Source organism: Bradyrhizobium sp., assembly GCF_052389815.1.
Taxonomy (GTDB): domain Bacteria; phylum Pseudomonadota; class Alphaproteobacteria; order Rhizobiales; family Xanthobacteraceae; genus Bradyrhizobium.
Genome location: NZ_JBQTHN010000096.1, coordinates 1 through 22,674, shown reverse-complemented (window position 1 = coordinate 22,674; position 22,674 = coordinate 1). Strand labels below are relative to the sequence as shown.

22 protein-coding genes and 1 pseudogene are annotated in these 22,674 nt (G+C 65.2%); 18 read left to right on the top strand and 5 right to left on the bottom strand.

Going from position 1 to position 22,674, the window contains the following annotated elements:
* The first annotated feature begins 22 nt into the window (after positions 1–22).
* From ACT4OC_RS16560 to ACT4OC_RS16510, 11 genes are all read left to right on the top strand, one after another.
* On the top strand, positions 23–754 hold the full coding sequence (locus ACT4OC_RS16560; protein ID WP_444840089.1) for a FadR/GntR family transcriptional regulator: 732 nt from the start codon (positions 23–25) through the stop codon (positions 752–754).
* A 52-nt stretch (positions 755–806) separates the two neighbouring features.
* On the top strand, positions 807–1,784 hold the full coding sequence (locus tag ACT4OC_RS16555; protein WP_444840088.1) for a sialic acid TRAP transporter substrate-binding protein SiaP: 978 nt from the start codon (positions 807–809) through the stop codon (positions 1,782–1,784).
* Positions 1,785–1,871: 87 nt separating this feature from the next.
* The gene (locus ACT4OC_RS16550; RefSeq protein ID WP_444840087.1) at positions 1,872–2,450 is read left to right on the top strand and encodes a TRAP transporter small permease; all 579 of its coding nucleotides are present in this window, start codon (positions 1,872–1,874) and stop codon (positions 2,448–2,450) included.
* Positions 2,451–2,452: 2 nt separating this feature from the next.
* Positions 2,453–3,859, top strand: coding sequence for a TRAP transporter large permease (locus ACT4OC_RS16545; RefSeq protein WP_444840086.1), 1,407 nt, complete (start codon positions 2,453–2,455; stop codon positions 3,857–3,859).
* Positions 3,856–4,905 (top strand): L-idonate 5-dehydrogenase, encoded by a 1,050-nt coding sequence (locus ACT4OC_RS16540; RefSeq protein WP_444840085.1) that lies wholly within the window; start codon positions 3,856–3,858, stop codon positions 4,903–4,905. Before ACT4OC_RS16545 ends, ACT4OC_RS16540 begins: the two co-directional genes overlap by 4 nt.
* Before the next feature lie 25 nt (positions 4,906–4,930).
* Positions 4,931–6,133 carry a mannonate dehydratase gene (uxuA, locus tag ACT4OC_RS16535; RefSeq protein ID WP_444840084.1) on the top strand — a complete coding sequence of 401 codons (1,203 nt, stop codon included), beginning with the start codon at positions 4,931–4,933 and terminating at the stop codon, positions 6,131–6,133.
* Positions 6,134–6,154: 21 nt separating this feature from the next.
* Positions 6,155–6,775 (top strand): class I SAM-dependent methyltransferase, encoded by a 621-nt coding sequence (locus tag ACT4OC_RS16530; protein ID WP_444840083.1) that lies wholly within the window; start codon positions 6,155–6,157, stop codon positions 6,773–6,775.
* Positions 6,776–6,794: 19 nt separating this feature from the next.
* Positions 6,795–7,208 (top strand): DOPA 4,5-dioxygenase family protein, encoded by a 414-nt coding sequence (locus ACT4OC_RS16525; protein WP_444840082.1) that lies wholly within the window; start codon positions 6,795–6,797, stop codon positions 7,206–7,208.
* Between the two features lie 193 nt (positions 7,209–7,401).
* A complete protein-coding gene (locus ACT4OC_RS16520) occupies positions 7,402–8,445 on the top strand; it encodes an aromatic ring-hydroxylating dioxygenase subunit alpha (RefSeq protein ID WP_444840081.1) in 1,044 nt (347 codons plus the stop codon).
* Positions 8,446–8,449: 4 nt separating this feature from the next.
* Complete coding sequence (locus tag ACT4OC_RS16515; RefSeq protein ID WP_444840080.1) at positions 8,450–9,202, top strand: GntR family transcriptional regulator; 753 nt, start codon at positions 8,450–8,452, stop codon at positions 9,200–9,202.
* A gap of 10 nt (positions 9,203–9,212) precedes the next feature.
* On the top strand, positions 9,213–10,190 hold the full coding sequence (locus tag ACT4OC_RS16510) for a PDR/VanB family oxidoreductase (RefSeq protein WP_444840079.1): 978 nt from the start codon (positions 9,213–9,215) through the stop codon (positions 10,188–10,190).
* Between the two features lie 4 nt (positions 10,191–10,194).
* On the opposite strand, the gene ACT4OC_RS16505 is transcribed toward ACT4OC_RS16510, so the two are convergent.
* Entirely contained in the window at positions 10,195–12,156 is a 1,962-nt protein-coding gene (locus tag ACT4OC_RS16505; protein ID WP_444840078.1) for a putative bifunctional diguanylate cyclase/phosphodiesterase, read from the bottom strand.
* A 353-nt stretch (positions 12,157–12,509) separates the two neighbouring features.
* Here ACT4OC_RS16505 and mhpA point away from each other — a divergent pair, with 353 nt between their 5' ends.
* The 3 genes from mhpA to hemC are packed head-to-tail and all read left to right on the top strand — an operon-like array spanning position 12,510 to position 16,778.
* The gene (gene mhpA, locus ACT4OC_RS16500; protein WP_444840198.1) at positions 12,510–14,123 is read left to right on the top strand and encodes a bifunctional 3-(3-hydroxy-phenyl)propionate/3-hydroxycinnamic acid hydroxylase MhpA; all 1,614 of its coding nucleotides are present in this window, start codon (positions 12,510–12,512) and stop codon (positions 14,121–14,123) included.
* Between the two features lie 18 nt (positions 14,124–14,141).
* Positions 14,142–15,755: a GMC family oxidoreductase gene (locus ACT4OC_RS16495; RefSeq protein ID WP_444840077.1), complete on the top strand. Its 1,614-nt coding sequence runs from the start codon at positions 14,142–14,144 to the stop codon at positions 15,753–15,755.
* A 24-nt stretch (positions 15,756–15,779) separates the two neighbouring features.
* The gene (gene hemC, locus ACT4OC_RS16490) at positions 15,780–16,778 is read left to right on the top strand and encodes a hydroxymethylbilane synthase (RefSeq protein WP_444840076.1); all 999 of its coding nucleotides are present in this window, start codon (positions 15,780–15,782) and stop codon (positions 16,776–16,778) included.
* Between the two features lie 20 nt (positions 16,779–16,798).
* Here the strand turns inward: hemC and hemE are convergent, their stop codons facing one another.
* Positions 16,799–17,830, bottom strand: a complete 1,032-nt coding sequence (gene hemE, locus ACT4OC_RS16485; protein ID WP_444840075.1) for a uroporphyrinogen decarboxylase — start codon at positions 17,828–17,830, stop codon at positions 16,799–16,801.
* A gap of 139 nt (positions 17,831–17,969) precedes the next feature.
* On the opposite strand from hemE, the gene ACT4OC_RS16480 reads away from it, so the two are divergent.
* A complete protein-coding gene (locus ACT4OC_RS16480; RefSeq protein WP_444840074.1) occupies positions 17,970–18,176 on the top strand; it encodes a hypothetical protein in 207 nt (68 codons plus the stop codon).
* 55 nt (positions 18,177–18,231) lie between these two features.
* Here the strand turns inward: ACT4OC_RS16480 and ACT4OC_RS16475 are convergent, their stop codons facing one another.
* Complete coding sequence (locus tag ACT4OC_RS16475) at positions 18,232–18,447, bottom strand: SlyX family protein (protein ID WP_444840073.1); 216 nt, start codon at positions 18,445–18,447, stop codon at positions 18,232–18,234.
* Positions 18,444–19,178 (bottom strand): oxygen-dependent tRNA uridine(34) hydroxylase TrhO, encoded by a 735-nt coding sequence (trhO, locus tag ACT4OC_RS16470; RefSeq protein ID WP_444840072.1) that lies wholly within the window; start codon positions 19,176–19,178, stop codon positions 18,444–18,446. The genes ACT4OC_RS16475 and trhO overlap by 4 nt, the downstream gene beginning before the upstream one ends.
* Before the next feature lie 177 nt (positions 19,179–19,355).
* Between trhO and ggt the strand changes: the two genes are divergently transcribed.
* The 3 genes from ggt to ACT4OC_RS16455 all read left to right on the top strand — a co-directional run bounded on the left by ggt (position 19,356) and on the right by ACT4OC_RS16455 (position 22,233).
* Positions 19,356–20,942, top strand: coding sequence for a gamma-glutamyltransferase (gene ggt / locus ACT4OC_RS16465; protein ID WP_444840071.1), 1,587 nt, complete (start codon positions 19,356–19,358; stop codon positions 20,940–20,942).
* Positions 20,943–21,058: 116 nt separating this feature from the next.
* Positions 21,059–21,466 carry an FKBP-type peptidyl-prolyl cis-trans isomerase gene (locus tag ACT4OC_RS16460; RefSeq protein WP_444840197.1) on the top strand — a complete coding sequence of 136 codons (408 nt, stop codon included), beginning with the start codon at positions 21,059–21,061 and terminating at the stop codon, positions 21,464–21,466.
* A gap of 263 nt (positions 21,467–21,729) precedes the next feature.
* Positions 21,730–22,233, top strand: a complete 504-nt coding sequence (locus ACT4OC_RS16455) for a cupin domain-containing protein (protein ID WP_444840070.1) — start codon at positions 21,730–21,732, stop codon at positions 22,231–22,233.
* Between the two features lie 4 nt (positions 22,234–22,237).
* On the opposite strand, the pseudogene ACT4OC_RS16450 reads toward ACT4OC_RS16455, so the two are convergent.
* Positions 22,238–22,674, bottom strand: a pseudogene (locus ACT4OC_RS16450) (adenylate cyclase); the annotation flags it as partial.

The window sequence follows — 22,674 nt, the reverse complement described above, 5'->3', positions numbered from 1 at the left end:
GTCGCCAAGAGGGATTTCGGGCGTGCCACTGGAAGCCGTGGAAGCACGACGCCTTTATCGTCAGGTCGCCGATCAGCTGCGCGCGCTGATCGAGGGCGGCGAATATCCCGTCGGCAGCCGCCTGCCGACCGAGCGCGAACTCGCCGAACAATTGCAGGTGTCGCGGCCGACGGTGCGCGAAGCGCTGATTGCGCTCGAGGTCGAGGGCAGGGTGCGCATCCGTGTCGGCTCCGGCATTTACGTCATCGAACCGACGCCCGTATCCGTCGTGACGGGCTCGGCCACGATCGAAGGCCCGTTCGAGCTGCTGCGCGCCCGCGAATTCATCGAGGGCGCGATCGCCGGCGAAGCGGCGCGGCTCGCGACACCTGACGATATCGCGCGGATCGATGCCGCGCTTGCGGCGATGGCGTCCGTCGAGCATCCGAGCGAAGCCTCGATGATCCACGACCGCGCCTTCCATGTCGCGGTGGCCGGATGTCTCGGCAATGCCGTGCTGGTGCGCGTGGTCGGTGAACTGTTCGACCAGCGGCTCAACCCCTATTTCGCGAAGCTGGCGAACTACTTCGAGAATCCGCAGTCGTGGCGGGCGGCGCACGCCGAGCACCAGGCGATCCGCCTCGCCATCGCGGCGCACGATCCCGAGCGCGCGTGCATCGCGATGCGTGACCATCTGGCGCGTTCGCAAGAACGCTTTGCCCAAAGCTTCGGTACGGATGCAGCCGCGTCCCGCGCCCGGGCCGGCAGCGGCTGACCACGTCTTTTCAATTGAATGCAACAGAAATCAAACCAGGGAGGTAGTTCAAATGTTCAAGAAAGTAACGATCCTGTCGCTCGCGGCCGCAGCCGCGCTGATGGCGACGCCGGGCGCGGTCTTCGCCCAGACCAAGCTGAAATGGGCGCACGTCTATGAGACCTCCGAGCCGTTCCACACCGCCTCGGTGTGGGCCGCGCAGGAGATCGGCAAGCGCACCAACAACCGCTACCAGATCGACGTCTATCCCGCCTCGCAGCTCGGCAAGGAGACCGACATCAATCAGGGCCTCGCACTGGGCTCGGTCGACATCATCATTTCCGGCTCGAGCTTCGCGGCCAAGAGCTACCCGCCGATCGGCGTGACCTATTATCCCTATACCTTCCGCGACGCCGATCACCTCCTCGCCTACACCAAGAGCGACGTCTTCAAGGAACTCGCCAAGGGCTATGCGGACAAGACCGGCCATCAGATCGTGGCCGTCACCTACTATGGCGTGCGGCAAACCTCGTCGAACAAGCCGATCAAGGCCTGCGCCGACATGAAGGGACTGAAGATGCGCGTGCCCGACGTGCCGGCGTATCTGGCGATGCCGCGCGCCTGCGGCGCCAACACTGCGCCGATCGCGTTCGCCGAAGTCTATCTCGCCCTGCAGAACGGCACGGTGGAAGCGCAGGAGAATCCGCTCACGACCATCGAGGCCAAGAAGTTCTACGAGGTGCAGAAGCACATCGTGCTGACCGGCCACATCGTCGATCACCTCAACACGGTGGTGGCGGGCAATCTCTGGAAGAAGCTCAGCGAGGAAGACCGCAAAATCTTCACCGCCGTGGCGCAGGAAGCCGCCGCGAAGGCGACCAACGAGATCAAGGCCAACGAGGCCAAGCTCGTCGCCTTCTTCAAGGACAAGGGGCTGACCGTCACCGAGGTCAACAAGGACGAGTTCCGCGGCGCGGTCATCAAGGCGATCAGCTTCGAAAGCTTCGACTATCGCAAGTCCGACTGGGATCGTATCCAGGCGGTCAAGTAACGTCGGCCAGATTCGCCCTTTCTCGCCGAAGCGGCGGGGAAGGGCGGACTGTTTCGCCCGCAACGCCTGCCCGGTTGAGGAAAACGCATGTCTACGGCTGAAATGCATCGGCAGATTACCGCCGACGAGATCGCCCATACCTTCGAGGAAGGCGAGCCCGTCACCGCCGATCTCAGCCCGTACGCCCCCGAAGACTGGCTGGCGCTCGCCATCTTCTGGATCATGGCGCTGTGCGTCTTTCTGCAATTCTTCACCCGCTATGTAATGAACGACAGCTATGCCTGGACCGAGGAGATCGCGACCTATTGCCTGATCGCCGTAGTGTTCATCGGCTCTGCGATGTGCGTGCGGCTGTCGCGGCACATCCAGGTCGACCTGCTGTTTCGCTATCTGCCGGGCCGGCCGGCGCGCGCGCTCTCCACGGTCATCGATGCGATCCGCATTGCCTTCTTCGCCTATGCGATCAAACTGGTCTGGGTCTTCATCGACGTGATCGGCGACGAGCGGATGACGACGATCAAGTTCGAAAAGAAGTGGGTCTACTATCTCGTGCTGCTCGGCTTCGTGCTGATGCTGGTGCGCTCGATCCAGGTCGCGGCGCAGAACTGGCGGCGCGGCTATTCCATTCTCGAGCGCCCCGGCGCGTTCGACGGCACGGAGGCCTGACCGTGCTTCTTCTGCTTGGATCGTTCCTCGTCCTGATGCTGGTCGGCCTGCCGGTTGCGCTCGCCATGGCGGTGGCCTCGCTGCTCTATATCCTCGTTACCGGCATCACACCTGACGTGACGCTGGCGCAGCGCATGATCGCCGGCGTCGAGAGTTTTCCGCTGCTTGCGGTGCCCTTCTTCATCCTCGCCGGCAACCTCATGAACATCGCCGGCGTCACCGGGCGCATCTATCGCTTTGCCGTCGCGCTGGTCGGCTGGATGCGCGGCGGCCTCGGCCACGTCAACATCGTCGGCTCGGTGATCTTCTCCGGCATGTCCGGCACCGCGATCGCCGATGCCGCTGGTCTCGGCACCATCGAGATCAAGGCGATGAAGGATCACGGCTACTCCACCGAGTTCGCCGTCGGCGTCACGGCTGCTTCCGCGACGCTGGGGCCGATCATCCCGCCGTCGCTGCCCTTCGTGATCTACGGTATGATGGCGAACGTCTCGATCGGCGCACTGTTCCTCGGCGGCCTCATCCCGGGCGTGCTGATGACGCTCGCCATGATGGTGACGGTTGCCTATTTCGCTCATAAGAACGGCTGGGGCAGCGACACGCCGTTTTCCCTGTCGCAGGTCGGCTCGGCCGGGTTGGAAATTGTGATCGTGCTGGCCTTCCCGTTCGCGGTCTGGCTGCTCGTCGTTGCCGGCCTCTCCGTCAACCTCGCGGTCGGCATTGGGCTTGCCGTGCTGCTGGCGATCGACTGGTATTTCGACTTCTCGGCGGTGATGGCGCTGATGGCGCCGGTAATCCTGATCGGCGGCATGACGCTCGGCTGGTTCACGCCGACGGAGGCCGCGGTCGCCGCGGTGATCTGGTCGCTGTTCCTGGGACTGGTGCGCTACCGCACCATGACCCTGCGCACGGTGGCGAAAGCGACGTTCGATACCATCGAGACCACGGCTTCCGTGTTGTTCATCGTCACGGCAGCCTCGATCTTCGCCTGGCTGCTGACGGTATCGCAGGCCGCGCAAATGCTGACCGATGCGATGCTGTCCTTTACCCAGAACAAGTGGGTGTTCCTGCTGCTCGCCAACATCCTGATCCTGTTCGTCGGCTGCTTCATCGACACCATCGCTGCTATCACGATCCTGGTGCCGATCCTGCTGCCGATCGTGCTCAAGCTCGGCATCGACCCGATCCACTTCGGCCTGATCATGACACTGAACCTGATGATCGGTCTGCTGCATCCGCCGCTCGGCATGGTGCTGTTCGTGCTGGCGCGCGTCGCAAAGCTCTCGGTCGAGCGCACCACCATGGCGATCCTGCCCTGGCTGGTGCCGCTCTTGCTCGCGTTGATCGCCATCACCTACATCCCCGACCTTACGCTCGGTCTGCCGAAATACATGGGACTTGCGAAATGACATTGACGAGTTTTGCCGCAACGCTGTTCGGCCCCGAGGATCTGCGCATCGTCGAGCGGCCGCTCGATCCGCTGGCGCCCGGCATGGTGCGCGTCCGCTTCGGTGCCGGCGGCATCTGCGGCTCTGACATGCACTACTTCCGCCATGCCCGCACCGGCGATTTCGTGGTGACGTCGCCCCTGGTGCTCGGCCACGAGATCGCAGGCGAGGTCGTGGAGATCGCGGGTGCGGCGCCCGGCGTGAAGGTCGGCGATCGCGTCGCCGTCAATCCTTCGCGCTGGTGCGGCCACTGCACGCCGTGCCGCGAGGGCCGGCTGAACCTCTGCGAGAACATCTTCTTCATGGGCTCGGCGTCGAAAACGCCGCACATGCAGGGCGGCTTTGCCAGCTACTTCGACGCCATCCCCGCGCAATGCGTGAAGATCCCGGACCATGTGTCCTACCAAGCGGCGGCGCTGGCCGAGCCCCTCGCGGTGTGCCTGCATGCGGTGGCGCGGGCCGGCGACATCAAGGGCAAGCGCGCGGTGCTGTTCGGCGCAGGTCCGATCGGTCTTCTGACCATGCTCGCCGCGCGCCGCGCCGGCGTTGCCGACGTCACCGTCGTCGATATCGCACCGGCGCCGCTCGCCTTTGCGAGCCGGCTCGGCGCCGAGCGGGTGTTCGATATTTCCGGCGGCGACGCAGGACTGAAGGCGCAGGCCGCCAAAACCCCGTTCGATGTGGCGTTTGAAGTATCGGGAACCGCGGCAGGTCTTGCCGGCGCCATCGGTATCGTCAGGCGCGGCGGCGTCGTGGTGCAGATCGGCAATCTGCCGGGCGGGCAGATCCCGACACCGTCGAATGCCGTGATGGCCAAGGAGATCGACCTGCGCGGCTCGTTCCGCTTCAGCCTGGAGTTCATGACGGCGGTGGAGCTGATCTCCGACGGCAGCGTTGAAGTGCTGGCGCTGGTCACGGCGGAACGTCCGCTGAGTGCGGCGCCCGATGCGCTGCGGTTGGCGCTCGACCGCTCGCAGAGCGTCAAGGTGGTGCTGACCGCGCACTGATCGGCCGCCTCAAGGAGATTGCCACATGCTCGAGGGATGGCGCTGGTACGGACCCGACGATCCCGTATCGCTGGATGACGTGCGGCAGGCCGGTGCTTCACATATCGTCACCGCGCTGCACCAGGTGCCGATCGGCGAAGCCTGGACCCGAAAGGCCGTCGAGGAGCGCAAGAACATCGTCGAGAACGGCCAGCCCGGCCGCTCGCGGCTCACCTGGTCGGTGGTGGAATCGATCCCGATCCCCGACGACGTCAAGCGGCTCGGCGGCCGTGCCTCGCGCTCGATCGAGGCCTGGATTGCCTCGCTCGAGGCGGTCGCCGCCGCCGGCATCAGGATCGTCTGCTACAATTTCATGCCCGTGGTCGACTGGTGCCGCACCGACCTCGAATGGGAGCTGCCGAACGGCGCGCGCGCCATGCGCTTCGACCAGGACCGCTTCGCCGCGTTCGAGTTGTACATCCTGCAACGCCCCGGTGCAGCGAGGGAGTATTCTCCGGCCGTGCAGGCCCGCGCGCGGCAGCTCTTTGAGGGGTTGGGCCAGGCCGACGTCGACTATCTGATCAAGGTGATCGCGAGCGCATTGCCGGGCTCGACCACCGAGCCGATGACCATTCCGCAATTCCGCGATCGGCTTGACCAATATCGCGACATCGCTTCTGTCGTGCTGCGAAGGCACCTGATCGAATTTCTCGCCAAGGTAACGCCGGTGGCCGAGCAACTCGGCGTGACGCTGACGCTGCATCCCGACGATCCACCGCGCCCGCTGTTCGGCCTGCCGCGGATCGCCTCGTCGGCGGAGGATTATCAGGCGCTGTTCGATGCGGTGCCGTCCAAGGCGAACGGGATTTGCTTCTGCACCGGCTCGCTCGGTGTCCGCGCGGAGAACGATCTTCCCGCCATGGCGAGACGCTTTGCGCCGCGTATCGCCTTCGCCCATCTGCGCGCAACCAAACGCGAGGCCGACGGGCTCTCCTTCCATGAATCCGACCATCTCGACGGCGACGTCGACATGATCGCCGTGCTGAAGGTGCTTCTGACCGAACACCGACGCCGCGGCGCCGATAACAGAATCGTGTTCCGGCCCGACCACGGCCACCGCATGCTCGACGATCTCGCCGCGACCAAGCGGACCAATCCCGGCTATACCGCGATCGGGCGGCTGCGCGGCCTCGCCGAATTGCGCGGTGCCATCCGCGCCATCGAACATGATAGGATGCGGGCTGCGTAACTAACTAACCGGCCGCGCCGCATGATCCTATCCGAGCGCCAGTCGCACTGGCAGAACGTCTATCTGAAGAAGGGCGAGCAGGAAGTCAGCTGGACGCAGGCCGATCCGCAGCCGTCGCTCGGCCTGATCGAGAAGTTTGCCCGCGATCGCAATTCTGCGATTGTCGACGTTGGCGGCGGAGCTTCGCGGCTAGTCGATGCGTTGCTCGCACACGGTTTTGCGGCGATCACTGTGCTGGACGTGTCGGACGCCGCGCTGCAGTCGGTGAAGGCCCGGCTCGGCGAAAACGGCGCGTCCGTGCGCTGGATTGCTGCCGATGCAACTGATTGGCAGCCGCCGGAGGCTTTCGATATCTGGCATGACCGCGCCGCGTTTCACTTCCTGGTCGACGAAAAGGAACGCGCCGCCTACATCGCCCGTCTGAACGCCGGGGTGAAGCCGGGTGGTCACGCCGTCGTCGCGACCTTTGCGCCCGACGGACCGGAGAAATGCAGCGGCCTGCCGGTGCAGCGCTACAGCCCGGAAAGCCTGAGCAAGGCCATTGGCAGCGCGTTCGAACTGGTCGAACATCAGGCCCATCGCCACGTCACCCCATGGGGCGCGGTGCAATCGTTCCAGTTCAGCGTGCTGCGGCGGCGCTGACGATACAAAGGAGCCAATGATGACCGATAGTGCGCCGCGTCCGATCAAGGAGATCGCGAGCTACCACGCCCACATCTATTACGATCCGTCGACGACGCGCGCGAAAGCCGAGGAGCTGCGCAACTGGATGGGGGAGCGCTTTTCCGTCACTCTCGGGCGCTGGCATGACGTCAAGGTCGGGCCGCACGATCAGGCGATGTATCAGGTGGCCTTCGCCAAGGAAGTGTTCGCCGATCTGGTGCCGTGGCTGATGCTCAACAGCGGCGGGCTCTCCATCCTCGTGCATCCCAACACGACCAATCCGAAGCGCGACCATCTCGTTGATCCCCTCTGGATCGGCACGCCGCTCCACGTGCATGGTGACAAGCTGCCGGAGGAGGCCGAAGCCGAGCTGCCGCTGACGCCGAATACCAATCCGAGCTTGCGGCCGTAACGTCAGCCGATTTCCTTCCGCACCGTTGCGGCCACCCCTCTGATCGCAGATGAGCGGGCAGGGCATTGGATTCGTTCGCGTTTTTGCCAAGTATGTATACCGGAATATAGAAAATTCGCCAATATTTGCGGATTCTTGCCCACTCCGACGGAGTATTGTATACAGGAGGTATCCATTCTTGAGGAGCGCCGCCATGAAGCCCTTTCCCATGAACGCCTGGTACGCCGCCGGCTGGGATGCCGAGGTCAAGCATGCGCTGCTGCCGCGCACGATCTGCGGCAAGCATGTCGTGATGTACCGGAAGGCGGACGGGCAGGTGGCCGCGCTGGAGGACGCCTGCTGGCACCGGCTGGTGCCGCTGTCCAAGGGCCGGCTCGAGGGCGACACCGTCGTGTGCGGCTATCACGGGCTGAAGTTCAACCCGCAGGGCCGCTGCACCTTCATGCCCTCGCAGGAGACCATCAACCCTTCTGCCTGCGTGCGCTCCTATCCCGTGGTCGAGCGCCACCGTTTCATCTGGCTCTGGATGGGCGACCCGGCGCTGGCCGATCCCGCGCTGGTGCCGGACATGCACTGGAACGACGATCCGGCCTGGGCCGGCGACGGCAAGACCATTCACGTCAACTGCGACTACCGTCTCGTCGTCGACAACCTGATGGACCTCACGCACGAGACCTTCGTGCACGGCTCCTCCATCGGCAATGAAGCGGTGGCCGAAGCGCCGTTCGACGTCACCCATGGCGACAAGACCGTCACCGTGACGCGCTGGATGAAGGGTATCGAGCCGCCGCCGTTCTGGGCCGCTCAGCTCGACAAGCCAGGGGCGGTCGATCGCTGGCAGATCATCAATTTCGAGGCGCCGTGCACGGTCAACATCGACGTCGGTGTCGCGCCCGCCGGCAGCGGCGCGCCGGAAGGCGACCGTTCGCAGGGCGTCAACGGCTTCGTGCTCAACACCATCACGCCGGAAACGGAGAAGACCTGTCACTACTTCTGGGCCTTCGTGCGCAACTATCGCCTCGGTGAGCAGCGCCTGACCACCGAGATCCGCGAAGGCGTCTCCGGCATCTTCCGCGAGGACGAGAACATCCTGGAGGCGCAGCAGCGCGCAATGGACGAAAATCCCGACCGCGTGTTCTACAACCTCAACATCGACGCAGGCGCGATGTGGGCGCGGCGGGTGATCGACCGGATGATCGCCAAGGAAGCGCCTCCGCAATTGCAGGCCGCGGAGTAAAGGCATGTCCGAGCGCGACGCCGACCGCTCCGTCTCGCAGACCGTCCGCGCGCAGCTTGCGCTGCGCGACCAGATATTGTCCGGCGCCTTGCGGCCCGGCGAGCGCATTTCCGAGTTGCAGGCGGTGGAGGCGACAGGCGTGTCCCGCACGCCGGTGCGCATGGCGCTGGTGCGGCTGGAGGAGGAGGGTCTGCTGGAGGCCATTCCCTCCGGCGGCTTCATGGTGAAGGCATTCTCCGAGCGCGACATTCTTGACTCGATCGAGCTGCGCGGCACGTTGGAGGGGCTGGCGGCGCGCTTTGCCGCCGAGCGCGGCGTCTCCGCCCGCGATCTCGAACCGCTGAAGGAATGTCTCGGCGAGATCGACGTCCTGGTGCGCCAGAACCCGATCTCGGTCGATGCGTTTTCTTCCTATGTGGCGCTGAACGCGCGCTTCCATGCGCTGCTCACGGAGCTGTCGCGCAGCCCGCCGCTGATCCGCCAGATCGACCGCGCTTCCGCGCTGCCCTTTGCCTCGCCCAGCGGCTTCGTGATGGCGCAGTCGGCGCTGCCGGAAGCGCAACAGATTTTGCTGATCGCGCAGGATCATCACCGCATCGTGGTGGACGCCATCGAGAACCGCGAGGGCGCGCGGGCCGAGGCGATCATGCGCGAGCACGCGCGGCTCGCCGTGCGCAATCTGCGGCTCGCGCTGCGCAACCGCACGCATCTGGACCTGCTGCCGGCGCTGGCGCTGGTCCGCACGTCGGAGGTTTAGGGAGAGCGTCATGCGTTTTGTCGAGACCTGGACATCGGCCACGCTGGTCGCGACGCGCGACCTCACATCCGATATCCGCGAATTCCTGATTCGGCCGGAAGCGCCGATCGCGGGCTTTCCGCCCGGCAGCCATATCAATGTCGGCGTCACGATTGACGGGCGGCCGGACACACGCTCCTATTCTCTGGTGGGCGAGGCCGATCCCCGGGGCTTGCGCATCGCGGTGCGCCGGGCAGCGGATTCGCGCGGCGGCTCGCGCTACATGTGGCAGCTCGCGCCAAGCGCGCGACTGCACATCACATTGCCGTCGACGCAGTTCCAGATCGACTGGGCGCGGCCGCATTATTGCCTGATCGCGGGCGGCATCGGCATCACGCCGATCCTTGGGATCGCGCAGGCGCTGGCGCGCCGCAATTCGAACGTCATCCTCCACTATGCCGTGCGTTCCCGCCGCGATACCGCCTATCTCGAAGAGTTGCTGCCACTGCTCGGCGATCGCCTCGTCGTTCATGCCGGCGACCAGGGCCGGCGGCTCGATCTCGCCGCCACATTCGCGCAACTCCCGCAGAACGCCATGACGCTGTTCTGCGGTCCGATGCGCATGCTCGATGCCGCCCACCATGCCTTGCTCGCCGCCGGTCGGCCGCTTTCCGATCTCTCCTATGAGACCTTCGGCTCCAGTGGTCTGTTGCCGACCGAAGCGTTCCGGGTGCGGCTGGTGGACGCCGGTGTCGAACTCGTGATTCCCGGCGACCGCTCGATGCTCGACGTGCTCAACGAAGCCGGGCACGAGGTAATTTCCGACTGCCGCCGCGGCGAGTGCGGCGTCTGCGCCATCGACGTCGTCGGCTTCGAGGGCGAGATCGACCATCGCGACGTCTTCCTCAGCGACCACCAGAAGCGCGAAAACCGCAAGATCTGCCCCTGCGTGTCGCGCGCCCGCGGCGTCCTGACGGTGGATACGCTGCATCGCACGCAGGCCGCCTGAGGCCTCACGCAGCCTGATCTGACCGCAGCTTCTCCGAGTCAAGCAGGGCCGGCATCCGGTCGGCCGATTCCGGCCGCCCGATGAGATAACCCTGTGCCTCGTCGCAGCCAGCCTGACGCAGATATTCGAGCTGGTCCGCCGTCTCGACGCCTTCCGCCACCACGCCGATGCGCAGGTCCTGCGCGAGTCCGATGACCGATTTCACGATTGCGGCGCAATCCGGCTGAGACAGCATGTCCCTGATGAAAGACTGGTCGATCTTGATGCGGCTGAACGGCAGCTTGCGCAGGTAGGTGAGCGATGAGAATCCTGTTCCGAAATCATCGAGCGCGACCGTGACGCCGAGCTGCAGCAGTGAATTCAGGATCGAGGACGCCGATCCATATTTCGAGATCAGCATCGATTCCGTGATCTCGACTTCGAGGCGGTTTGCACTGACGCCGGCATCGGCAAGCGCCTGCATGGTGGCCTGCAGGATGCCGGCATGGTTGAACTGGACCGCCGAAACGTTGACCGCGATCCGGACGTCCGCCGGCAACGTCGACAGCGTCACGCAGGCGCGGCGCAAGACCCATTCGCCGAGCTGATGAATCAGTCCGCTTTCTTCGGCGATCGGAATGAACTCGCTGGGCGGAATCAAACCGCGCGTCGGGTGTTGCCAGCGCAGCAAGGCCTCGAAACCGGTGATCCGGTCTTGATCGATATCAAGGAAGGGTTGATAGACCAGGAACAGCTCGTTCCTTTCGATAGCTCGCTCCAGGTCGCGCTGCAGCGCCATGCGATCGCGCGTCTGCTTGTCGTCGCTGGCCTCGAAGAAGCAGATCGAGCCCGGGCCGGCCTTTTTTGCGCGATAGAGCGCCATATCGACATGCTTGAGCAGTTCGTGAGAGCTGCTGCCGTCGCGCGGTGCCAGCACGATGCCGACGCTGGTCGCCCCTACGACTTCGTATCCGTCGATCAGGAAGGGATCGCAAAAGGCCGCAACGAACCTTTCGGCGATCTCGAGAGCCTCTTCCGCCCGGGTGAGCTTGGTCATGATGAGCGCAAACTCGTCACCGCCGATGCGCGCGACATGCTCAGCGGCGCGGGTGCAGCGCTGCAATCGCGCCGCGACCTGGATCAGAAATTCGTCGCCGGCCGGATGGCCGAACTTGTCGTTCACCTCCTTGAAGCGATCGAGGTCAAGCAGAAGCACGGCGAATTCCTCGCCGGTTTGCGCCAGCCGGGTATGGGCGCCGTCGAGCGTCTCGTTGAAGGCGAAACGGTTCGGCAGATGCGTAAGCGGATCCTGCCGAACGGTTCGTTCGGCTTCGAGTTGGGCAACGATGCGCCGCGTGAATTCGAAGGAATTGAGGAAGACGCCGCGCAGCAGCACGAAGCCATAGACGACAACGAGAATGGCGACGAGCACATAAACGAAGTCGTCGTTCCTGCCGAGGCAAATCGCGATGCCTAGGAAGATCGGCGCCGTGAACGCGATTGCGGCCACTGGGATGGTGGCAAAGGCGAAGGCGCCGCCAGCGAGCATACCGGCGCAAAGGCAGGTGATGACGAGCTGTGCGCCGCTGGACGCGTCGGCGAAGAAAGCCACGGGGACGATCCCCCAGGCCGTGCCGAGGATCAGTGCATTGCGCACCAGCCGATGCATGGTACGGCGGGACACGAACTGGGGTTTTGCGATTCGCCGCGATGAATGCGCCCGGATGCCGAGGAAGATCGCGCCGCCGGCTACCATGGCAGCCCAGCCCAGAGCGAGGTTGCGATCCGGCGAATGCCACAGCGCAACAGCGAGCACCGTCGCATTGCAGGCGTTGGCCAGCATGATGCCGGCCGTATAGCCGAGTACGAGGGTTATCTGCTCGGCACGAATGTAGCCAGCGATCGCTTCATCCGACGGTGGTACGCCGAAGGCGGACAGTTCGCCGGCGAACAGCTTTGAGAAATAGGAGTTCAGATTTGCCCGCATCGGGACCCTACACCGTTGCCTCAACACTGGGCTGGTCGAAGTTCGGCGCAAACCTTTGACAAACCGTGAATTATTGCGGGTAGGCAACCCCGAATGCGACATGCTGGCACGTTCCAATCCTCGGCATCGCTAACAAATCGATACAAAGGCCCGAGGCGATGGCGCCTTGGCTCACCGAAGGTCCGGTGCCGCGGAGGCCGCGGTTCCGGCACCAGCTTGAAACCCGATGTCTTTTTCGTGAAAACTTGAGTGGTTTCGCTGTGCCCCGCGCCGTCGGCGGCGGCAAAAGAGAAGGTCGCGCGCATGAGCCTCCCCGCCACGAAATCTCGTTCTCCGGGAAACGCGCCTTGAAAATGCATTCGATCTACGACGCCGTGATCGTCGGCCTCGGCCCCGTCGGCGCGGTCTTCGCCAACCTGCTCGCCAAACGCGGTCTGAAGATCGCGGTGATCGAGCGCACGGCCGCGGTCTACGACAAGCCGCGTGCGATTGTCGTGGATCACGAGGCGCTGCGCATATTCCAGGCCATCGGTCTTGCCGGCTACATGGAAGGCGCGATCGCGCCACACAACGGCACGCAGTTTCTCGGCGTCGACGGCGACATCATCAAGATCTTCGACCCGATGCCGCCGCCTTATCCGCTCGGCTGGATTCCAAACGCGACCTTCGTGCAGCCGGACGCCGAGAAGGCGCTGCGTGAAAAGCTGACCGGATACGACAATGTGCAGGTCTTTCTTTCGGCGACCGGCCTGTCGCTGACGCAGGACAAGTCGTCCGTGTCATTGTCGGTGCGTCGCGACGACGGCGACGAATTCACCCTGCGCGCGCGCTATCTCGTCGGCTGCGACGGCGCCAACAGTCTCGTGCGCAGGCAGATCGGCGCCGGCCTCGAGGATCTCGCCTTCGACGAATGGTGGATGGTGGTGGATGCGCTGACCAGCGAGCCCAACAAGCGTCCTGCGAAGGCCTTTCAATATTGCCGGCCGTCGCGGCCCGGCACCTTCGTGCCCGGCCCCGGCAATCTGCGGCGCTGGGAGATCAAGCTGCTGCCGGGCGAGGATCCCGAAGCGACCGGCGCGCCCGACAACGTCATCCGGCTGCTCCGGGGATTCACCGACATTTCCGACCTCACGATCTGGCGCTCGGCGGTCTATCGCTTCCACGCATTGCTCGGGGAACGCTGGCGCGACCGCCGCGTGCTCCTGATGGGCGATGCGGTGCATCAGACGCCGCCCTTCCTGGGGCAGGGGCTCTGTGCCGGTATCCGCGACGCCGCCAATCTCGCCTGGAAACTGGCGCTCGTGCTGCGCGGCGATGCCGACGACGGACTGCTCGACAGCTACGAGATCGAGCGCAAGCCACATGTTCGTGCGGTCGTCGCAAGCGCCAAGGAGTTCGGCACGATCATCGGCGAGCTCGATCCCGCCGCTGCGGCGGCACGCGATGTGCGTCTGCGCGCCGACCTGAAGTCCGGAAAGGCCGTGACCGTGCGCCAGCGATTCATTCCCGATCTTGTCTCCGGCCTGATCGCGCCGGATGCGAGGCTTGCGGGAAGGCTGTTCGTGCAGCCGCATGTGCGTGGGCCAGATGGCGCGGTGCGGCGGCTCGACGATCTGCTCAAGCCGGAGTTCGCGATCGTCTCGGCTACGCCTGAGCCGATGGGATGGATGTCAGACGTCTCGCACGCCGGCTGGCAGCAGATCGGCGGCGAGTGCGTCGTCATTGCCACATCGGGCGAGCCTTCCGATCGTGGAGGCATCCTCACCGTGGTCGAAGGCGAAAGCCTCTTTGCCGACTGGATGCGGCAAAGCGCCGTCGCGGCGGTGATCGTCCGCCCGGACCGTTACGTCTACGGCGGCGCCGAGAATGCCGCGCAGCTGAACATGCTGGTCCGGCATCTGCTCCAGAACCTGCACGCAGGACGGCAGGCTTTTCAAGAGGCGGCTTTGTCTGTACCACCGTCGTAACAACGGTGCGGGAACGCAATGAAAAATAACAACGAAGCTTCCGAATTCGATTACGTCGTCGTCGGCGCCGGCTCCGCCGGCTGCGTGCTGGCCAATCGCCTCTCGGCCGACGGCAAGCATTCGGTGCTGCTGCTGGAGGCCGGCCCGAAGGACAGCAACATCTGGATCCACGTTCCCGTCGGCTACGGCAAGCTGTTCAAGGAAAAGGCCGTCAACTGGATGTACCAGACCGAGCCGGAGCCCGGACTGAACGGCCGCCAGGTGTTCCAGCCGCGCGGCAAGGTGCTGGGCGGATCGAGCTCGATCAACGGTCTCTTGTATGTGCGCGGCCAGCACGAGGATTACGACCGCTGGCGCCAGCGCGGCAATGCCGGCTGGGGCTATGAGGACGTGCTGCCTTATTTCAGGAAGGCCGAGAACCAGCAGCGCGGCGAGGACAAATATCACGGCGCGGGCGGCCCGCTGCCGGTGTCGGACTGGCGTCATCACGATCCGCTGTCGGAAGCGTTCGTGAAGGCGGCCGTCGAGGCCGGCCTGCCCTTCAATCCGGATTTCAACGGCGCGAAGCAGGAAGGGGCAGGCTTCTTCCAGACCACCACGCGGCGCGGCCGCCGCGCCAGCAGCGCCTTCTCCTATCTGCGCCCCGCGAAGAACCGCGGCAATCTGCACATCGAGACCGACGCACTTGCGCAGCGCATTCTCTTCGAGGGGCGCCGCGCGCGGTCCGTCGAGTACAAGCAGCGCGGCCAGTTGCGCACGGCGCGAGCGCGCCGCGAAATCCTGGTGTCGAGCGGTGCCTACAATTCGCCGCAGCTCTTGCAGCTCTCCGGAGTCGGACCGGCGGACCTGCTGAAAAGTCACGGCATCGCGGTCGTGCTCGATTCACCCGGCGTCGGCAACGACCTGCAGGATCACTTGCAGGTGCGCATCGTGACGCGCTGCCCGCAAGCCTGCACGCTCAACGACGTCGTCAACAATCCCGTGCGCCGGGTGCTGGCGGGCATGCAATGGGCGGCGCTGCGCAAGGGGCCGCTGACGATCGCCGCCGGCACCTCGGGCGCGTTCTTCAAGACCAGCCCGCGGCTCGCCTCGCCCGACATCCAGATCCATTTCATCCCGTTCTCCACCGACAAGATGGGCGAGAAGCTGCATCCGTTCTCCGGCTTCACCGCCTCGGTGTGCCAGTTGCGCCCGGAGAGCCGCGGTACGCTGCGCATCAGGAGCGCCGATCCTGCGCAGCCGCCGGAAATCCGCATCAATTATCTCGCCACCGAAACCGACCGCCGCGCCTTTATCGACGGCATCAGGGTTCTTCGCGGTATCCTCGCCAAGCCCGCACTGAAGGCCTATGTGACGGAAGAGGTCTATCCCGGTGCCAGGGTCGTCAGCGACGACCAGATCCTGGAGTTCTGCCGCCAGACCGGCTCGACCGTCTATCATCCGACCTCGACCTGCCGGATGGGCAACGATCCGCTCGCCGTGGTCGACCAGCGCCTGAAAGTCCGCGGCATCGAGGGCCTGCGCGTGGTCGATGCCTCCATCATGCCGGATTTGATGTCGGGCAATACCAATGCCCCCACGATCATGATAGCCGAGAAGGCCTCTGATATGATCCTGGAGGATGCGCGCTAGGGGCGCGCCCAGCGAAGGCAATATATGGCCGCATTAAGGATAGGCACGCGCAAGAGCGTCATGGCGCTCGCCCAGACCGACGAGATCGCGCGGCAGCTCGTGCGCGCCTCCCCACGCCTCGAGGTCGAGATCGTCAAGTTCGACACGTCAGGCGATACCGACCAGACCGGCAAGCTGTTGCCGCATGGCGGCAAGGGCGGCGCCTTTGTCGCGCAAATCCGCGCCGCCATGCTGGCCGGCGAACTCCATGCCGCGATGCATTCGTTGAAGGACATGCCGGGCAATGAGGACACGCCCGGCCTCGTCATCGGCGCGACCCTGGCGCGCGATCCGCCGGGCGATGCATTGGTGCTGCGGCCGGGACTGTCGCTCGACGATTTCCGGCGCGGGCGCGGCAAGGGCTTTAAGATCGGCACCAATGCGGTGCGGCGCGCGGCCTATGCACGAAGACTGTTTCCGGATGCCGAGATCATCCACTATCGCGGCGCCGCCGACACCCGCGTACGCAAGCTCGACAATGCCGAGATGCAGCGGCTGCCCGACGGCGGCGCGGTGGGGCCGGCCGACGCGCTGATCATGGCGCGCTCGGGCCTGCAACGGGTCGGCCTTGCCGAGCGCATCGCCTATGAGTTCTCCGTGCAGGAAATGCTCCCCGCAGTAGGGCAGGGCATCGTCGCGGTGGAATGCAGCGCGCGCGACTTTGCGACCCGGCAGACGCTTTCGCTGATCGACGATCCCACGGCGCACGCCTGCGCCGACGCCGAGCGCGAGGTGCTGTGGGTGCTCAACGGCCACTGCAACTCGCCGATCGCGGGCCACGCCGAGATCAAGGGTGCTGACATGTCGCTCACCGCTTCGGTGCTGGATCATGCCGGCTCGCGCATCATCGAGACGTCGCGCACCGGCCCCGCCGACCGCCCGCGCGAACTCGGCCGCGCGGTGGCGCTGGAGCTGCTCGCCAAGGGCGCCGCCGAGATCATCGAGCGCAGCCGGCCGGAGGAGGCGATGGAAGATTCTGCGTAAGGTGAGCACGCCGCGCAGGTTCAGCCCTCATAATCCCGAACCCGTCGCACCATCTGCTCGACATGCGCGATCGGCGTCTCCGGCTGGATGCCGTGGCCGAGATTGAAGATCAGCCGGCCCTTGCCGTAGTTCGCCAGCACCTCATCTACCGCGCGGTCGAGCGCCGCGCCGCCTGCGATCAGCACCAGCGGATCGAGGTTGCCTTGTATGGCGACTTTGCTCTGCACGCGCTCGCGGATCATCGAGGGCTCGGCAGTCCAGTCGATGCTGACGGCGTTGACCCCGGTCGCCTCGACATAGGCCGGCAGCAGGCCGGTTGCGCCGCGGGGAAAGCCGATGATCTTTGCGTCAGGAGCCTGTTTGCGCACGCCTTCGATGATGCGCCGCGCCGGCTCGATCGACCAGCGCTCGAATTCCCGCGGCGGCAGCACGCCGGCCCAGGTGTCGAAAACCTGCAGCGCGTCCGCGCCGGCCTTCAATTGCCCGACAAGGTATTGAATGGAGTTCTCGACCAGCACGTCGATGATGCCGGCAAACGCCTCTGGGTGGCGGTACGCCATCATCCGCGCCGGCGCCTGGTCGGGTGTGCCTTGTCCCGCGACCATGTAGGTCGCAACCGTCCACGGCGCGCCGCAGAAGCCGATCAGCGCGATCGTCGGGTCGAGCTCGGCGCGCGCGCGGCGCAGGGCTTCATAGACCGGCTCCAGCTTGCCGAAATCGGCTTTCGCCGCGAGCGTCGAAACCTTCTCCGGCGTGTCCAGCGGATCGAGCCGCGGCCCTTCGCCGGCCTCGAACCGGACCGAGCGGCCGAGCGCATGGGGAATGACGAGAATGTCGGAAAAGATGATCGCGGCATCGAAATTGAAGCGGCGGATCGGCTGCAGCGTCACCTCGGCGGCATATTCCGGCGTGAAGCAGAGATCGAGAAAGCTGCCTGCCTTCTCGCGCAGCGCGCGGTATTCCGGCAAATAACGGCCGGCCTGGCGCATCATCCAGATCGGCGGCACCGCCTGGCGCTTGCCGGCCAATACTTCGATAAAGGGCTTTGTCACTGGCTTCCCGGGATCAACGTAGGGCCATCCTGATACACGTCGTGGCGGCCTTGGCCAACCGGAGTTCCCATACACCGGCGGGGGCGGCGAGGGAACCGTGCAGCCGACCCTCGCGTTGTCCCGGCAAATGGAGGCATTCATGGCTGAAAAGCCGGCCAAAAAGTTCGATCCTGCCGCGCACGACAAGCACGCCGTCGATCCGCGGGAAGCGCTGAAGGCTGATCGCGAGACTCACGAGGAACTCGAGGCAGGATTGCGGGATACGTTCCCCGCGTCCGATCCCGTCAGCGCCACGCAGCCCGCGAAATCCAAGCCCGATGGCGATCACAAGAACGCCTCGCCATAGGGCGAGATCACGGCGGCATTCCGCTGACGAAGCTCGATAATGGGACGCGCCAGCCTCAATAATGGGGCGGGCGTTCGTTGGCTGGGCCCGGGGCGCGCGCCTCGGCTTCCCTTAGGCGGTCGTTCAGGGCCGCGAGTTGCCGCGTCAGCGCGTCGATCTGCTTCCATTGCGTCGTGATGGTCGCATTCAGCGTCTCGATCGTGTCGTCCTGATAGGCGATGCGTGCTTCCAGTGCGTCGACGCGCTCGCTCAAGCCCTGCAGTTCGCTCATTTCTGCCGCTCCCGCAAGCCGTGGCCGAGCGCGACGCGCTCGTCGAACACGAAGCATTCGCCGCGCCAGCGGCTCTGGCTCTCCGGCATGTCTTCCAGATATTTCAGGATGCCGCCCCTGAGATGGAACACCTCGGCGAACCCGCGCGCCAGCAGGTAGGCGCTCGCCTTCTCGCAGCGGATGCCGCCGGTGCAGAACATCGCGATCCTGCGATGCCTTGCCGGATCGAGCCGCTGCGTCGTGAATTGCTTGAACTCGCCGAAGCTCTTGATCCCCGGATCGACCGCACCCGCGAACGTGCCCATCGCGACTTCGAAGGCGTTGCGGGTGTCGAGTACCAGCGTTGCGGGATCGGCGATCAGGTCGTTCCAGTGGGCAGCGTCCACATAAGTGCCCACCCGCTTTGTGGGATCGGCATCGGCCGCGCCGAGCGTGACGATCTCATTCTTCAGCCGCACCTTCAGGCGTTGGAACGGCGCGGCACCCGCCGTCGAATATTTCAGTTCGAGATTGTCGAGCCGACCGGCGAACAGCGGCCCATGTTGCAACGCCTCGACGAGCCCGGCGATGCCCTCGACGCTGCCCGCGAGCGTTCCGTTGATGCCTTCATTTGCCAGCAGCACGCTGCCCTTGAGTCCGTGTGCAGCGCACAGCGCGCGCAAGGGCTCGCGCAATTCCCGGAAGTCCGGCAGCGCGGCGAACTGATAGAAGGCGGCGACCCTGTAAGCCATGGCCGTGGTTTATCAGGGGGGCAGGGAAGGGAAAACCCCGCCGGACCCGCGATCTTCCCGGCGGCCGTGCCGATGCGTCATGCGCGGGCAGCCATTGCGCTGCCTGCCCCGAATATGTCATCTAGCCCGGCTTTTTCCGGTTATCCCGCCTGCCGGACAACGACAAGAGAGCCCTCCATGAGAAGCTTCCATTTCGCCGGTCGGTCGACCGTCCATGCCCAGAATGCGATGGTTGCGACCTCGCACCCGCTCGCGGCGATGACGGCGATCGACGTGCTGCGCGCCGGCGGTACGGCGGCGGACGCTGCGGTTGCGGCCTGCGCGCTGCTCGGGGTGATCGAGCCGCAATCGACCGGCATCGGCGGCGACTGCTTTGCGCTCTTGCAGAAGAACGGCGAGGGCAAGATCACGGCTTATAACGGCTCTGGCCGCGCGCCGATGGCCGCGAAGGCGGAATGGTATCTGGAGCGCAAGATCAACGCGGTGCCGCTGACCTCGGCGCATGCGGTGAGCATTCCGGGCGCGGTCGACGCCTGGGCAACGATCCTGCGCGACCACGGCAAGCTCGGCCTCGACACGCTGCTGCAGCCCGCGATCAAGGCGGCGGAAGAAGGCTACGTGGTGTCGCCGCGCATTGCCTTCGACTGGAAGAACCAGTTCGAGAAGCTGAAGAAGGGCACCAACACCGAGCGCTATCTGTTGCCCGGCGGCAAGCCCGCCGTCGCCGGCGACGTCATCCATCAGCCCGAGCTCGGCATGACACTGCGCGCGATCGCCGGCAAGGGTCGCGAGGCCTTCTACAAGGGCGAGATCGCCGAGGACATGGTCGAGACGCTGCGCGGCATCGGCGGCCTGCATACGCTGGACGATTTCGCCGCCCACAGCACCGAGACCACCGTGCCGATCGGCACCGGCTACAAGGGCTATGACGCCTGGCAGTGTCCGCCGAACGGCCCGGGCATCACCATGCTGGTGATGCTCAACATCCTCTCGCGCTTCGACCTGACGAAGTTCGCGCCCGTCAGCGTCGAGCGTTTCCACATCGAGGCGGAAGCGGCCCGCATCGCCTACATGATGCGCGAGCAGTTCATTGCCGATCCCAAGCATGTCGACGTCGACGTGGTGCGCATCCTCGCCAGGGAATTCGCCGAGGAGCATGTCGGCAAGATCCGCATGGACCGCGTGCTGGAATTGCCGAATGTGGCGCCGCCAATGAATCCATCGACGATCTACGTCACCGTGGTCGACAAGGACCGCAACGTCTGCTCCTTCATCAATTCGATCGCGCATTCCTTTGGTTCTGCGATCGTCTCCAACAAGACCGGCATCCTGCTGCAGAACCGCGCCGGCGGCTTCCGCATCCAGCCGGGCCACCCCAATTGCATCGCGCCGGGCAAGCGGCCGCTGCACACCATCATCCCCGGCCTTTTGACCAAGAACGGCCGCTCGATCATGCCGTTCGGCGTGATGGGCGGGCAGTACCAGCCGACCGGCCAGTGCCACGTGCTGACCAACATTCTCGACTATGGCTGCGACCTGCAGGAGGCCATCGATATGCCGCGTGGCCTGCACTACGAGGGCATCTACCAGCTCGAGGATGGCGTGCCGGCGGAGGTCGTTGAAGGGCTGAAGAAGCTCGGCCACAAGACCACCAGCATCGTCAGCCCGCTCGGCGGCGGCCAGGCGATCTGGATCGACTGGGACAAGGGCACGCTGACCGGCGGCTCCGATCCGCGAAAGGACGGCTGCGCGCTCGGTTACTAGAGCATGATCCCGAAAAGTGGGAACCGGTTTTCGGAAATGATCATGCTCAAACGAACGAGTTCATTCAAGCAGAGGTATCGGCAATGCGATCTTCACGGCGCACCATCCTTTCGACCATGCTCGGTGGCGTCGCTGCCGCGATCGCCACCAGCGCTGCCGCGCAGAAAGGGAAACCCATGACCACGGCTTCAGGTCTGCAGATCATCGACGTCAAGGAAGGCAGCGGCGCTTCGCCCAAGGCCGGCCAGACCTGCGTGATGCACTACACCGGCTGGCTCTATGAGAACGGCCAGAAGGGCAAGAAATTCGACTCCTCGGTCGACCGCAACGAGCCGTTCGAATTTCCGATCGGCGCCGGCCGCGTCATCAAGGGCTGGGACGAGGGCGTTGCGACGATGAAGGCTGGCGGCAAGCGCACGCTGATCATCCCGCCCGCGCTCGGCTACGGTGCGCGCGGTGCCGGCGGCGTGATCCCGCCGAACGCGACGCTGATGTTCGACGTCGAATTGCTCGCGGTGAAGTAAGCTCTCTCGTCTCCCTCGCCCCGCTCTTCGCGGGGTCGAGACGAGCGAAGCTCGCTCTTAGAGGGCGGGGTGAGGGGTGCTTCGGCATCGGGACTCGTGGAGAGCCCCCTCACCCGGATTGCATCTTGCGATGCAATCCGACCTCTCCCCGCAAGCGGGGCGAGGTGAAGAAAGATTGTGACTGGCGCTCCCGATTGAACTGGTCCGCGCGCCGCCGTTTCGATATTCTCGGCGCAGCAGGAACTCATTCGAAAGCACAGGAAATGTCCGGTTCCCACGATCAAGCGCATTCGCACGACCATCACGATCACGCCGACATGGAGCGCTGGAAGCATGACGGCGTGCGCGTCATTCCCGGCAACCAGCTCGATCCCAACGTGCCCTCGACGCCGGGCATGGATCGCAAGGCCGCGATCAATTTCGCCCGCGCCGGCGCCCAGAAGCTCTGGGCGGGCACCGTCACCATCCGGCCCGACGCCAAGACCGGCGCGCATCACCACGGCCATCTCGAAAGCATCATCTTCGTGGTGAAGGGCAAGGCGCGGATGCGCTGGGGCGAGAAGCTGCAGTTCACCGCCGAGGCCGGCCCCGGCGATTTCATCTTCGTGCCGCCGTACGTGCCGCACCAGGAGATCAACGCCTCGACCGACGAGCCCCTGGAGTGCGTGGTGGTGAGGAGCGACAACGAGGCGGTCGTCGTCAACCTGAGCATCGAGCCGGCCGAGAAGCCTGAGGAGGTTCGCTGGGTCGACCCGATTCACAGATAGTCGGTCACCGCTCGAGGTCGACCCGGCAGCGCCCCGCCAGCGGCGCCATTCCGAGCTGCTCGGACAACGCGAGCGCCTCCCGAAGCCGCTGCTCCGAGGCCTGGACCTCGCCCAGCAGCCGCAGCGCGTAGGCGCGGCTCGCGCGCTCGCCATGCGCATCGGCGAGAGCCAGCGCGCGCTCGCCCGTCGCGTGCGCGTCCTCGAGACGGCCGGCCCGCAGGTAGCCCTCGCCGAGGCAGGTCGTGCGCCGCGACTGCCACCACAGGGTGCCGCGGGCGTCGGCCAGCCCCACGGCCTTTTCCAGCAGCGGCAGCGCCTCCGCGGCTCGACCACAGCGGGACCGCGCGTCGCCCAGCGAACAGAAGATCAAAGGCGACAGGATCGGGATGTCGTACTCCCCGCACAACGCGGCGGCTCGCTCGAGGTGGGCGAGTCCGAGCG

What these genes read in the sequence shown, in the direction of transcription:
- ACT4OC_RS16555 (WP_444840088.1), top strand. Translation starts at nt 807, where the DNA reads ATGTTCAAGAAAGTAACGATCCTGTCGCTCGCGGCCGCAGCCGCGCTG.
- ACT4OC_RS16455 (WP_444840070.1), top strand. Translation starts at nt 21,730, where the DNA reads ATGTCCGGTTCCCACGATCAAGCGCATTCGCACGACCATCACGATCAC.
- ACT4OC_RS16495 (WP_444840077.1), top strand. Translation starts at nt 14,142, where the DNA reads ATGAAAAATAACAACGAAGCTTCCGAATTCGATTACGTCGTCGTCGGC.
- mhpA (WP_444840198.1), top strand. Translation starts at nt 12,510, where the DNA reads ATGCATTCGATCTACGACGCCGTGATCGTCGGCCTCGGCCCCGTCGGC.
- ACT4OC_RS16515 (WP_444840080.1), top strand. Translation starts at nt 8,450, where the DNA reads ATGTCCGAGCGCGACGCCGACCGCTCCGTCTCGCAGACCGTCCGCGCG.
- hemC (WP_444840076.1), top strand. Translation starts at nt 15,780, where the DNA reads ATGGCCGCATTAAGGATAGGCACGCGCAAGAGCGTCATGGCGCTCGCC.
- ACT4OC_RS16505 (WP_444840078.1), bottom strand. Translation starts at nt 12,156, where the DNA reads ATGCGGGCAAATCTGAACTCCTATTTCTCAAAGCTGTTCGCCGGCGAA.
- ggt (WP_444840071.1), top strand. Translation starts at nt 19,356, where the DNA reads ATGAGAAGCTTCCATTTCGCCGGTCGGTCGACCGTCCATGCCCAGAAT.
- ACT4OC_RS16550 (WP_444840087.1), top strand. Translation starts at nt 1,872, where the DNA reads ATGTCTACGGCTGAAATGCATCGGCAGATTACCGCCGACGAGATCGCC.
- ACT4OC_RS16475 (WP_444840073.1), bottom strand. Translation starts at nt 18,447, where the DNA reads ATGAGCGAACTGCAGGGCTTGAGCGAGCGCGTCGACGCACTGGAAGCA.
- ACT4OC_RS16525 (WP_444840082.1), top strand. Translation starts at nt 6,795, where the DNA reads ATGACCGATAGTGCGCCGCGTCCGATCAAGGAGATCGCGAGCTACCAC.
- ACT4OC_RS16510 (WP_444840079.1), top strand. Translation starts at nt 9,213, where the DNA reads ATGCGTTTTGTCGAGACCTGGACATCGGCCACGCTGGTCGCGACGCGC.
- trhO (WP_444840072.1), bottom strand. Translation starts at nt 19,178, where the DNA reads ATGGCTTACAGGGTCGCCGCCTTCTATCAGTTCGCCGCGCTGCCGGAC.
- ACT4OC_RS16540 (WP_444840085.1), top strand. Translation starts at nt 3,856, where the DNA reads ATGACATTGACGAGTTTTGCCGCAACGCTGTTCGGCCCCGAGGATCTG.
- uxuA (WP_444840084.1), top strand. Translation starts at nt 4,931, where the DNA reads ATGCTCGAGGGATGGCGCTGGTACGGACCCGACGATCCCGTATCGCTG.
- ACT4OC_RS16530 (WP_444840083.1), top strand. Translation starts at nt 6,155, where the DNA reads ATGATCCTATCCGAGCGCCAGTCGCACTGGCAGAACGTCTATCTGAAG.
- ACT4OC_RS16460 (WP_444840197.1), top strand. Translation starts at nt 21,059, where the DNA reads ATGCTCGGTGGCGTCGCTGCCGCGATCGCCACCAGCGCTGCCGCGCAG.
- ACT4OC_RS16520 (WP_444840081.1), top strand. Translation starts at nt 7,402, where the DNA reads ATGAAGCCCTTTCCCATGAACGCCTGGTACGCCGCCGGCTGGGATGCC.
- ACT4OC_RS16480 (WP_444840074.1), top strand. Translation starts at nt 17,970, where the DNA reads ATGGCTGAAAAGCCGGCCAAAAAGTTCGATCCTGCCGCGCACGACAAG.